11 protein-coding genes are annotated in these 12,213 nt (G+C 65.5%); 8 read left to right on the top strand and 3 right to left on the bottom strand.

All coding sequences use genetic code 11. The features are described from left to right. Window positions 1–81: 81 nt before the first annotated feature. From CWS35_RS29995 to CWS35_RS30030, 8 genes are all read left to right on the top strand, one after another. Entirely contained in the window at window positions 82–1,026 is a 945-nt protein-coding gene (locus CWS35_RS29995; RefSeq protein WP_024582500.1) for an ABC transporter permease, read from the top strand. Window positions 1,027–1,029: 3 nt separating this feature from the next. Beyond that, window positions 1,030–1,917 carry an ABC transporter permease gene (locus CWS35_RS30000; protein WP_100955149.1) on the top strand — a complete coding sequence of 296 codons (888 nt, stop codon included), beginning with the start codon at window positions 1,030–1,032 and terminating at the stop codon, window positions 1,915–1,917. Then, on the top strand, window positions 1,914–3,578 hold the full coding sequence (locus CWS35_RS30005; RefSeq protein WP_100955150.1) for an ABC transporter ATP-binding protein: 1,665 nt from the start codon (window positions 1,914–1,916) through the stop codon (window positions 3,576–3,578). The genes CWS35_RS30000 and CWS35_RS30005 overlap by 4 nt, the downstream gene beginning before the upstream one ends. Window positions 3,579–3,826: 248 nt before the next feature. Then, window positions 3,827–5,347 carry a M81 family metallopeptidase gene (locus CWS35_RS30010; RefSeq protein ID WP_100955151.1) on the top strand — a complete coding sequence of 507 codons (1,521 nt, stop codon included), beginning with the start codon at window positions 3,827–3,829 and terminating at the stop codon, window positions 5,345–5,347. A gap of 6 nt (window positions 5,348–5,353) precedes the next feature. Further along, window positions 5,354–6,526, top strand: a complete 1,173-nt coding sequence (locus CWS35_RS30015; protein ID WP_100955152.1) for a M20 aminoacylase family protein — start codon at window positions 5,354–5,356, stop codon at window positions 6,524–6,526. Beyond that, entirely contained in the window at window positions 6,519–7,937 is a 1,419-nt protein-coding gene (locus CWS35_RS30020) for an amidase (protein WP_100955153.1), read from the top strand. Before CWS35_RS30015 ends, CWS35_RS30020 begins: the two co-directional genes overlap by 8 nt. A gap of 134 nt (window positions 7,938–8,071) precedes the next feature. After that, window positions 8,072–8,962 carry a crotonase/enoyl-CoA hydratase family protein gene (locus CWS35_RS30025; protein ID WP_100955154.1) on the top strand — a complete coding sequence of 297 codons (891 nt, stop codon included), beginning with the start codon at window positions 8,072–8,074 and terminating at the stop codon, window positions 8,960–8,962. Continuing rightward, the gene (locus CWS35_RS30030) at window positions 8,959–9,633 is read left to right on the top strand and encodes an alpha/beta fold hydrolase (RefSeq protein ID WP_100955155.1); all 675 of its coding nucleotides are present in this window, start codon (window positions 8,959–8,961) and stop codon (window positions 9,631–9,633) included. The genes CWS35_RS30025 and CWS35_RS30030 overlap by 4 nt, the downstream gene beginning before the upstream one ends. 88 nt (window positions 9,634–9,721) lie before the next feature. Here CWS35_RS30030 and CWS35_RS30035 read toward each other — a convergent pair whose 3' ends face one another. From CWS35_RS30035 to CWS35_RS30045, 3 genes are all read right to left on the bottom strand, one after another. After that, window positions 9,722–10,696, bottom strand: a complete 975-nt coding sequence (locus CWS35_RS30035; protein ID WP_024582508.1) for an NADPH:quinone oxidoreductase family protein — start codon at window positions 10,694–10,696, stop codon at window positions 9,722–9,724. Continuing rightward, entirely contained in the window at window positions 10,696–11,307 is a 612-nt protein-coding gene (locus tag CWS35_RS30040) for a 2-hydroxychromene-2-carboxylate isomerase (RefSeq protein ID WP_100955156.1), read from the bottom strand. The genes CWS35_RS30035 and CWS35_RS30040 overlap by 1 nt, the downstream gene beginning before the upstream one ends. Window positions 11,308–11,446: 139 nt before the next feature. Continuing rightward, the gene (locus CWS35_RS30045; protein ID WP_100955157.1) at window positions 11,447–12,151 is read right to left on the bottom strand and encodes a glutathione binding-like protein; all 705 of its coding nucleotides are present in this window, start codon (window positions 12,149–12,151) and stop codon (window positions 11,447–11,449) included. Window positions 12,152–12,213 lie beyond the last annotated feature (62 nt).

Genomic DNA, 12,213 nt, shown 5'->3' on the forward strand with positions numbered 1-12,213 from the left:
TGAGACACATCACGGGGACACCATGAGTATGATGCGGCCCAGCCTTCGCTTCGCACCATTAGACGGCAGGAGATAGCAGCGATGATCGGCTATCTCATCCGCCGCATCCTCGCCGCCATTCCCGTGATGGGCGTGGTGGCGCTGTTCGTGTTCCTGTTGCTGCGGCTGACGCCGGGCGACCCGGCGGCGATCCTCGCCGGCGACAATGCGACACCGGAACAGCTCGATCGCATCCGCACCTCGCTTGGTCTCAACGAGCCGATCTACATCCAGTTCTACACCTGGGTCGCCAAGCTGCTGCATGGCGACCTCGGCGTCTCCCTGATCTCGAACAAGCCGATCCTCGAGATGATCGGGCCGCGCCTCGAGCCGTCGATCTCGGTCGCGCTCGCCACCATCATCCTCTCGATCCTGGTGGCGGTGCCGCTCGGCGTGATCGCGGCGTGGAAGCACGGCACCTGGATCGACCGCTGCGTGATGGGGCTGTCGGTGCTCGGCTTCTCGGTGCCGGTGTTCGTGATCGGCTACGTGCTGATCCAGGTGTTTGCGATCTACCCGTTCCGTTGGGTGCCGGTGCAGGGCTTCAAGAGCATCTCGGCCGGCTTCGGTCCGTTCTTCGAGCGCATCATCCTGCCGACCTGTACCCTCTCCTTCATCTATGTCGCGCTGATCGCGCGCATGACGCGCGCCTCGATGCTCGACGTGCTGGGCGAGGATTACGTGCGCACGGCGCGGGCCAAGGGCATCGGCGAGACCGGCGTGCTGCTGCGCCATGCGCTGCGCAACGCCGCGGTTCCGGTCATCACCGTGATCGGCTCCGGCTTCGCACTGCTGATCTCCGGCGTCGTCGTCACCGAGAGCGTGTTCAACCTGCCCGGCATCGGCCGCCTCACCGTCGATGCGGTGCTGGCGCGCGACTATCCGGTGATCCAGGCCATGATCCTGTTGACGTCGGGCATCTATGTCGGCGTCAATTTGTTGATCGACGTTGCCTACACCCTGCTCGATCCTCGTATCCGGTACTGAGCAATGGCGATCGAAACCCTTCCCGAATCCACCATCCCCGTCACCCGGCCGTTCCGCGTCAGGTTCGGCTTCCTGACGTCGACGCCGATCATCGCGGTTGCGACGATCTGCCTTGCCCTCATCATCCTGATGGCGATCTTCGCGCCGCTGCTGGCACCGCACGATCCCCTGCTGCTGACGCCATCGCAGCGGCTAAAGCCGTCGAGCGCGCAATATCTGCTCGGCACCGACGCCTATGGACGCGACCTGTTGTCGCGCGTCATCTACGGCGCGCGGATCTCGCTGGTGATCGGGCTCGGCGCCGCCGTCTGCTCGATCGCCATCGGACTCCTGATCGGCCTCGTCGCCGGCTTCTTCCGCTGGGTCGATGCGGTGCTGATGCGCGTGATGGACGGCCTGATGGCAATCCCCGCCATCCTGCTCGCGATCGCCGTGGTGTCGCTGTCCGGCGCCAGCATCTGGACCGTGATGGTCGCGATCACCATCCCCGAGATCCCGCGCGTGGCGCGGCTGGTGCGCTCGGTGGTGCTGACCGCGCGCGAGGAGCCCTATGTCGAGGCCGCGATCTCGCTCGGCTCCAGCCTGCCGAAGATCATGTGGCGGCATCTGATGCCGAACACCATTGCGCCGCTGATCGTGCAAGGCACCTACGTCTGCGCATCCGCGATCCTGACCGAGGCGATCCTCTCGTTCCTCGGCGCCGGCATCTCGCCGGAAACGCCGACCTGGGGCAACATCATGGCCGAGGGCCGCGCCTACTTCCAGGTCAAGCCATCGCTGATCTTCTGGCCGGGACTTCTGCTCTCGATCGCCATTCTCAGCATCAATCTGATCGGCGACGCCGCCCGCGACGCGCTCGATCCCCGCATGAAGCAGCGTGAGGGCAAGTGACCGCAACCAACTCCTCCAACGTCGTCCTCGACATCAACAATCTCGTCGTCGGCCTCGGCCGCAAGGCGGACGCGCATCGCATCATCGACGACCTGTCGTTGCAGGTCCGCGAAGGCGAGACGCTGTGCCTGGTCGGCGAAAGCGGCTCGGGCAAGTCGGTGACCTCGCTCACCACGATGGGGCTGTTGCAGAAGGGGACGCTGGTGCCCTCGGGTGGCAGCGTCAAGCTGGTCGGTGAGGAACTGCTCACGGCCAGCGACCGCCGGCTGCGCCAACTCCGCGCCACCCGAATGGCGATGATCTTCCAGGAGCCGATGACCGCGCTCAATCCGGTGGTGCCGGTCGGCCGCCAGATCGACGAGGTGCTGCGCGCCCATACCGATCTCGATGCCCGCGCGCGGCGCCAGAAGATCCTGGCGATGATGGAACATGTCCGGCTGCCGGATGTGGAGCGCATCTTCTCCTCCTACCCGCACCGCCTGTCGGGCGGACAGCGCCAGCGCATCATGATCGCAATGGCGCTGGTGCTGGAACCGAAGCTGCTGATCGCGGACGAGCCGACCACGGCGCTCGACGTGACAACCCAGAAACAAATCCTCACCCTGATCCGCGACCTGCAACGCGATCATGGCACCGCCGTCCTGTTCATCACCCACGACATGGGCGTGGTGGCCGAGATCGCCGACCGCGTCGCGGTGATGCGGCACGGCCGGCTGGTTGAAGCCGGACCGCTACAGGACGTGCTGCGCAACCCGAAGATGGACTACACCCGCAACCTGTTGTCCTCGGTGCCGAGCCTCGTGCCGCGCGCACCACGGCCGGAAACATCGGAGCCGGTGGTGCTGGAGGCCAATGAGCTCAGCAAGGTCTACCGGGAGCGGTCGCTGTACGGCAAAGCCCGCGAGGTCGCCGCCGCCAGCAACGTCACGCTCACTTTACGCAAGGGCCGCACGCTCGGCATCGTCGGCGAAAGCGGCTCCGGCAAGTCGACGGTGGCACGCTGCATCGTCCGCCTGATCGATCCGACGTCGGGCGGGGTGCGGCTGGCCGGCCGCGAGATTTCCGACCTGTCACGCCGGCTGCTACAGCCGCATCGGCAGAAGATCCAGATCATCTTCCAGGACCCCTACCGCTCGCTCAACCCGCGCGTCACCGTCGGCGAGAGCATCGCGGAAGGCCCGATCAATTACGGCATGCCGCGCAAGGACGCGCTGGCGCGGGCCCGCGAACTGCTCGAGCTGGTCCATTTGCCGCCCGACGCCATCTCGCGCTATCCTCACCAGTTCTCCGGCGGCCAGCGTCAGCGCATCGCGATCGCGCGTGCGCTCGCGCTCGATCCCGACGTGCTGGTGGCCGACGAGGCGGTGTCCGCGCTCGACGTCTCGGTGCAGGCGCAGGTTCTGAACCTGCTTGACGAGATCCAGTCTCGGCTCGGCATCGCGCTGCTGTTCATCACGCATGACCTGCGCGTCGCCGCGCAGATTTGCGACGACGTCGCCGTGATGCAGCGTGGCCGCGTCGTGGAACAGGGACCGGCGGCGGAGGTGCTGACCAATCCTCAGCAGGCCTATACCCGCGCGCTGCTCGATGCCGCTCCCGGGCGCGGCTGGGACTTCGCCAACTTCCGCCCGGTTTCGGAAGGCATTGGGGCGACGGCCTAGTCTTTAGCCTTATGCCTTTAGCCTCATGCCCTGGCTCTGAGCCTTTCAATACGCCCATAGGGCATGCAAATCCGGAAGTGCTCCCCGGCTTGCGCTTGGCGCGACGACACGCTTAACGTCGCGCGCTAGAGCGTGACCTGGAAAGCGAACACCGGCTTTCGAAAGATCATACTCAAACTGAAAAGGCCAGATGATGCGATTGCTTCCAAATCGCATCATGAGCGAAGAAACGTGTCGAGACCAACTTGATGACCCGCATTGCCGTCGGCGGCTTCCTGCACGAGACCAACACCTTCGCACCGACGAAGGCGACCTATGACGACTTCGTGCACGGCGGCGGCTGGCCGTCGATGACGCGTGGCGCCGACGTGCTCAAGGTGATGCGCAAGATCAATGTCGGCCTTGCCGGCTTCGTCGAGGCCGCGGAAGCCAATGGCTGGGAGCTGGTGCCGACGCTTTTCGCCGCAGCTAGTCCATCGGCGCATGTCAGCAAGGACGCCTACGAGCGGATCGTGACGGAAATGGTCGACGGCATTGTCGCGGCCGGGCCCATCGACGCGGTCTATCTCGACCTGCACGGCGCCATGGTCACCGAGCATCATGACGATGGCGAAGGTGAAACCCTCGCCCGCGTGCGCAAGGCGATCGGCCGCGACCTGCCGTTGGTGGTAAGCCTCGATCTGCATGCCAACGTCTCGCCTGAGATGATCGAACATGCCGACGCGCTGATCGCCTACCGCACCTACCCGCATGTCGACATGGCCGACACAGGCCGGGCCTGCGCCAGGCATCTGGCGTTGATGCTCAAGTCCGGGCAGCGCTTTGCAAAGGCATTCCGGCAATTGCCGTTCCTGATCCCGATCAGCTGGCAATGCACCAACGACCAGCCGACCCAAGGCATCTACCAGAAGCTTGTCGCGCTCGAGAGCGACGCCGTGCCGACGCTGTCGTTCGCGCCGGGCTTCCCGGCCGCCGATTTCAGGGATTGCGGGCCGAGCGTGTTCGCCTATGGCCGGACCCAGGCCGATGCGGATGCGGCCGCCGACAAGGTCGTCGCCCTGGTCGAGGGCCATGAGGACGATTTCGACGGCCGGATCTACTCGCCCGACGAGGGCGTGCAGCTCGCGATGGAGCTCGCGAAGTCGGCAAGCAAGCCGATCATCATCGCCGACACCCAGGACAATCCCGGCGCCGGCGGCGATTCCGACACCACAGGCATGCTGCGCGCGCTGGTCCGCAACCGGGCGAGCGCCGCGACCGGCGTGATCTACGATCCGCAATCGGCCAAGGCCGCGCATGCGGCCGGGATCGGCGCCACCCTCACGCTGGCGCTCGGCGGCAAGTCCGGCATTCCCGGTGACGCGCCGTACAAGGAGACCTTCGTCGTCGAGCAGCTCTCGGACGGCAAGTTCGTCGCGCCCGGTCCGTATTTCGGCGGCCGCGACATGGACATGGGCCCCTCGGCCTGCCTGCGGGTCGGCGACGTCCGGGTCGTGGTCGGCTCCTACAAGGCCCAGCTTGCCGACCAGTCGATGTACCGCTATGTCGGCATCGAGCCGACCGCGCAGAAGATCCTGGTCAACAAGAGCTCGGTGCATTTCCGCGCCGATTTCGAGCCGATCGCGGAGAAACTGCTGATCTGCGCCGCCCCCGGCGCGATGCCGGCCGATACCGCCACGCTGCCGTGGAAACATTTACGTCCCGGCATTCGTATCAAACCAAACGGCCCCGTTTTTACACCCACCTCCCCATCACGCACCAACGGATAGAGAGCCATGCCGACCATTGAGCGCATCGACAGTTTTGCCGACGAACTCACCGCCATCAGACGGGATCTGCATGCGCATCCCGAGATCGGCTTCGAGGAGGTCCGCACCTCGGGCATCGTCGCCGACAAGCTCGCGAGCTGGGGCATCGAGGTGCATCGCGGCCTCGGCGGCACCGGCGTGGTCGGTGTGCTCAAGGGCAAGGGCAGCAGCAGCAAGAAGATCGGCCTGCGCGCCGACATGGACGCGCTGCCGATGGAGGAGAACACCAATCTGAAGTGGCGTTCCACGATTCCCGGCCGCTTCCACGGCTGCGGCCATGACGGCCACACCACGATGCTGCTCGGCTCGGCGCGCTATCTCGCCGAGACCCGCAATTTCGACGGCACCGTGCACTTCATCTTCCAGCCGGCCGAAGAAGGCCTCGGCGGCGCGCGCGCGATGATCAAGGACGGCCTGTTCAAGCAGTTCCCCTGCGACGAGGTCTATGGCCTGCACAACGCGCCCGACCTCAACCATGGCGAGATCGCGATCCTGCCGGGCCCGGCGATGGCCGCGGCCGACTTCTTCGACATCAGGATCCAGGGCTATGGCGCCCACGGCGCGATGCCGGAACGCTCCAAGGACGCGGTCGTGATCGCGATGACGCTCGGACAGGCGTTGCAGTCGATCGTCAGCCGCAACGTCGATCCGCTGCAAGCCGCCGTGCTGTCGATCACCCAGATCCATTCCGGCTCGGCCTACAACGTCATTCCCGGCGACGCCTGGATGTGCGGCACGGTGCGCTGCTTCTCCGAGGAGATCCGCGAGCTGATCCGCAAGCGCATGCACGAGATCTGCACCGGCTTTGCCGCCGCGTATGGCGCCGAAATCTCCGTTGAGATCCGCGACGGCTTCAGCGTGCTGGTCAATCAGGAGGAGCAGTCCCGCGTCGTCGAGGAAGTCGCGCGCACGGTTGTCGATCCGGCAAAGGTGATCACCCGCTCGACGCCCAAGATGGGCAGTGAGGATTTCGCAGACATGATGCAGGCCGTTCCCGGTGCGTATTTCTGGGTCGGCCATGACGGTTCAGTGCCCGTGCACAATCCCGGTTACGTTCTCGACGACAAGATCCTGCCGATCGGCGCCAGCATGTTCGCCCGCATCATCGAGAAACGTATGCCGGCAGGTGCCCATGCATAAGCCGAAACAGGACACCATCACATCGCTGCACGATCTCTCGGCCGTCGACCTGCTCGCGGGCTATCGCGCCAAGCAGTTCTCGCCTTCCGAGGTGCTGGAGGAGATCATCTCCCAGGTCGCGACCTGGGAGCCGCACATCAAGGCACTGTATCTGTACGACCCTGACGGCGCGCGGAAAGTCGCCAAGGCCTCGACCGAACGCTGGCAGCAGGCCGAGCCGGCCGGCACGCTCGACGGCGTGCCCGTCACCATCAAGGATAACGTCGCGACCAAGGGCCAGCCGGTGCCGCTCGGCGCCGCGAGCGTCAAGCCCGTGCCCGCAGAAAAGGACGCGCCGCCTGCGGCACGGCTGCGCGAAGCCGGCTGCGTGATCTTCTCCAAGACCACGATGCCGGATTACGGCATGCTGTCGTCGGGACTGTCGTCGTTCCATCCCCTCACCCGCAATCCCTGGGATGTCAGCAAGAACCCCGGCGGCTCGAGCGCCGGCGCCGGCGCCGCGGGTGCTGCCGGTTATGGCCCGCTGCATCTCGGCACCGACATCGGCGGCTCCGTGCGGCTGCCGGCCGCCTGGTGCGGCCTCGTCGCGCTGAAGCCGAGCCTCGGCCGCGTACCGATCGACCCACCCTATGTCGGCCGCGTCGCCGGCCCGATGACCCGCACCGTCGATGACGCTGCGTTGATGATGAGCGTGCTGTCGCGTCCCGATCGCCGCGACGGCATGAGCCTGCCGGCACTCGAGGTGAACTGGAAGGCGCTGGAGAAGTCGCCGCGCAAGCTGCGGATCGGCCTGATGCTCGATGCCGGCTCCGGCCAGAAGGTCGAGAAGGAGGTTCGCGAGATCGTGGTCAAGGCGGCGAAGGCGTTCGAGTCCGCCGGCGCCGTCATCACCGAGATCGACGGCATCCTGACGCCCGAGATGCTCGAGGGGCTCGACCATTTCTGGCGCGCCCGGACCTGGGACGAGCTATCGAAACTGCCGCAGGCCGATCGCGGCAAGACGCTGCCCTATATCCTCAACTGGGCCGAGGCCGGCGCAAAGCTCTCCGGCGTCGACGTGGTGCGCGGCTTCAACCAGACGATGGCGATCCGCGCCGCCGCCGCAAAACTGTTCTGCGAGGTCGACTACGTGATCTCGCCGGTATCGCCGGTGGTGAACTTCCCGGCGGAGTTCGCGGCACCACTCAACGATCCGGCAAAGCCGTTCGAGCACATCTGCTTTACCGTGCCGTGGAATATGTCGGAGAATCCGGCGCTGTCGATCAACGGCGGCTACGACAAGAAGGGCTTTCCGATCGGCGTCCAGATCATCGGCCGCCGCTTCGACGACATCGGCGTGCTCGGCATGGGCAAGGCGTTCGAGGGCCTGCGCGGCCCGCAAAAACCGTGGCCGGCGCCGCCGAAGAAGTAGCGCCTCAACACAAGTCGCGATGCGCGGAACCAGGCCGCGCATCCGACTTCTTCACAAGGGATGATTGCCGGGTTAACTGGATGGAGACGCGCGCCAGCGCCGTTCATTCAAGAAACCGAGAGGAAATCATCCCCATGGCGTACGAGACGATCAAGTACGAGGTCGCCGAGCAGATCCTGACCATCACGCTGAACCGGCCCGACAAGCTCAACGCCTTCAACGCCACGATGCAGCAGGAGCTGATCGACGCGTTCGACAAAGCCGACAAGGACGACGACGTCAGGGCGATCATCGTGACCGGCGAAGGCCGCGGCTTCTGCGCCGGCGCCGACCTCTCCTCCGGCGCCAACACCTTCGACCGCGATGCGCGGCGCGGGCCGGTCAAGCGCAATGCCGATGGCAGCGTCGACTACAGCGATCCGCAGGTGCGCGACGGCGGCGGCCAGGTGACGCTGCGCATCTTCAAGTGCCTGAAGCCCGTCATCGCGGCGGTGAACGGTCCCGCCGTCGGCATCGGCGTCACCATGCAGCTGGCGATGGACATCCGCATCGCGTCGGAGGCCGCACGCTTCGGCTTCGTGTTCTCCCAGCGCGGCATCGTGCCGGAGGCCGCCTCGAGCTGGTTCCTGCCGCGCATTGTCGGCATCTCGCAGGCGCTGGAATGGTGCTACTCGGGCCGCGTCTTCCCGGCGCAGGAAGCCCTCGCCGGCCGTCTCGTGAGCAAGGTGGTGCCGCCGGATGACCTGCTGCCGACCGCGCGTGCGCTGGCCAAGGAGTTCGCGGCCAAGACCGCGCCGGTGTCGGTGGCGCTGATCCGCCAGATGATGTGGCGCATGATGGGCGCCGACGATCCGATGGAAGCGCACAAGGTCGACAGCCGCGGCATCTATGCCCGCGGCCGCTCCGACGACGTCAAGGAAGGCGTGGTCTCGTTCCTGGAGAAGCGCCCCGCGCAGTTCAAGAACAAGGTGTCGTCGGACATGCCCGACTATTTCCCGTGGTGGCAAGAGCGCGAGTATAAGTGAGCGAACGGCGTCCCCCGACGTCCACACTTGACGGCGTCGTCCTGCTGCACGGCATCAGCAGGACGGCGCGCTCGTTTCGCAGGATGGAGCTGGCGCTGCGAGACGCCGGCTTTGCCACCCTCAACCTCGACTATGACAGCCGACGCAAGCCGCTCGGCACGCTGGCCGAGGATATTGACCCGTCGATCGTTCGTTTCGCCGATAGCCTCGATGGCTCGGTGCATTTCGTCTGTCATTCGATGGGCGGCCTGCTGGCCCGCGTGTACCTCGCACGACACCGCCCCGCCCGGCTCGGCCGCGTCGTGATGCTGGGCACGCCGAACGGCGGCAGCGAGATCGCCGACCGCCTGAAGAACCTCACAGCCTATCGCGCCTTCTTCGGCCCGGCCGGGCAACAGCTCGTCACCCGCCGCGATGCCGCGACCAGCGCGCTGTTGCCCGCCATCGATTATGAGGCCGGCATCATCGCGGGCAACCGCTCGGTCTATCCGATCACGTCGATGGGCCTGCCGCGGCCGCATGACGGCCGGGTGTCGGTCGCCAACACCAGGCTCGACGGCATGGCCGACCATATCGTGATCCGCACCTCGCATCCCTGGCTGGTGCGCAACAGGCAAGCGATCACGCAGACGATTGCGTTCTTGCGAGAGGGAAAGTTCGCAACGAGGTAACCGTCATTGCGAGGAGCGAAGCGACGAAGCAATCCATACTGCCCACACACGGTGAGCATGGATTGCTTCGCTCCGCTCGCAATGACGGTTATCGAGTGATCAGCGCCACACGGCCGATCGCCTTGCGTTCGATCAACAGCCGCATCGCCTTGGCGTAGTCCTCCAGCGGCAGCCGGTGTGAGATATTTGGCCGCACCCGGCCGGCCTCGGCCCATTCGTTCAGCGCCTTGAACCTGACCTCGCCGAGCGCGGGATCCTTCCGCACCGCCTCGCCGGCACGCACGCCGAGCACGCTGGCGCCCTTGATCATCAGCAGGTTGGTGCGGGCAAGGCCGATGCCGCCGGTGAAGCCGACGATGAGGATCCGCGCGCCCCAGTTGATGCAGCGCATCGAGCTCTCGAACACCTCGCCGCCAACCGGATCGAACACGAGGTCGGCGCCGCGGCCATCGGTGAGACGTTTCACCGCATCGCGGAACGGCTCGCGCGCATACAGCACGAGATGATCCGCGCCGCGTTGCCTGGCGATCGCCAGCTTCTCCTCGGATGATGCCGCCGCGATCACGGTGGCACCGAGCAGCTTGCCGATCTCGACCGCGGCAAGCCCGACGCCGCCGCCGGCGCCATGCACCAGCAGCACCTCGCCCGGCTTGATCTGACCGCGGTCGATCAGCGCGTGATACGCCGTGCCGTGCGCGGCCAGGAAGGTCGCGCCCTCGGCATAGTCGAAGGTCGACGGTATCGGCACCAGTTGCGACGGCGTTGCGACGGTCTCGTCGCAATAGGCGCCGTGGCGCATCTTGACGATCACCTTGTCGCCGACCGCGACACCTGAGGCATCATTGACCTCGACGACATCGCCGGCCGCTTCCGAACCCGGCGTGAACGGCAGCGGCGGCTTGAGCTGGTACTCGCCGGCAGCCATCAGGATGTCGGGGAAATTGATTCCTGCGGCACGGATCGCAACGCGCGCCTCGCCCGGCTTCAACGGCACCGAGGCAAAGCTCTCCAATTGCAGGCGCTCGGGCGGCCCGAGCTCGCGGCAAACAACGGCTTTCGGCATCAGGCGGCCCGCGCCTTGAGACGTGCCAGCGCCTCCCGGATCAACGGCAGGCGGTCATTGCCGAAATACATGTCGGTCTTGTCGAGATAGATCGTGGGTGAGCCGAATGCGCCGCGCGCCACCGCCTCTTCGGTATTGGCCTTGAGCTGATCCTTGATGGCCTGGTCGCCGATGCCGGCAAAGAACTTTGCGGGATCGATCCCGGTTTTGGTGCAGATCTCGGTCAGCACCGCGTCCTGCGAGATGTCCTTGTCGTCGCCCCAATAGGCCTCGAACACGGCGCGCGCGAACGGCACCATCTTGTCGTTGCCGAGCCAGATGCAGCCGCGCATCGCCTTGACGCTGTTCACCGGAAACACGGTCGGCGGCATCTTGATCGCAAGACCGGCCGAGCGCGCCCAGTCCGCGAGATCCTTCTTCATGTAGCGCGCCTTCAACGGCACCGGCGTTTCGCGCTGCGCATAGACCGAGGGATTGACGGTGTTGAAGATGCCGCCGACCAGAATCGGCCGCCAGGTGATCGGAGCGTCGAACTCCTTGGCGATCGGCTGGATGTTATGCCAGGCCAAATAAGTCCACGGGCTGGAGCAGTCGAAGAAGAATTCGATCATGGGCGTTTCCTTAGGTTGGTGTTGTCTCACTTTCGTCATTCCGGGGCGCGCCGCTTGGCGCGAGCCCGGAATCCATACTCATGATGGTGGTTATGGATTCCGGGCTCGTCGCTGCGCGTCGCCCCGGAATGACAAAATATCATTTCTTCTCGACCAGCTCCTTGGCACGCTGGCCGAACATGTTCTTGCGCGATTCCTCGTCGAACGGCTCCTTGACGAACTTCCCGATCGCAAGACCCGCCTGCACCTGCGGCCGGGCCCGAACGGTCGCGTACCAGCGCTTGATGTTCGGATAATCGTCGAGCGTGAAACCCTGCGCCTTGTGGGTCATGGTCCAGGGGAAGCAGGCGATGTCGGCGATCGAATAGTCATCGCCGGCAACATAGGCGCCGGACTTGCCGAGTTGGCGGTCGAGCACGCCATAGAGTCGCGCCGCCTCGTCACGGTAGCGCTCGATCGCATAGGGAATTTTCTCGGCCGCATAGAGCGCGAAATGGCCGTGCTGGCCGAGCATCGGCCCGAGGCCGCCCATCTGCCACATCACCCATTGGATGACGTTCGACCGCGCACGCAACTCCGTGGACAGGAAACGGCCGGCCTTGTCGGCGAGATAGATCAGGATCGCACCGGTCTCGAACACCGAGAACGGCCCGCGGCCATCGGCCGGCTGATGGTCGACGATCGCGGGGATGCGGTTGTTCGGGCTGATCGCCAGGAATTCGGGCCGGAACTGCTCGCCGGCGCGGATGTTCACCGGGATCACCTTGTACGGCAGGCCCAGCTCCTCCAGCATGATCGAGATCTTCCAGCCGTTCGGCGTCGGCGCGTAGTGCAGATCGATCATCGGCGTCCATTCCCCATCACAAAGCCTCTTGTTGTTCTGTACCTGCACTCTAGGACATGGCA

The organism is Bradyrhizobium sp. SK17 (genome assembly GCF_002831585.1).
Lineage (GTDB): Bacteria > Pseudomonadota > Alphaproteobacteria > Rhizobiales > Xanthobacteraceae > Bradyrhizobium.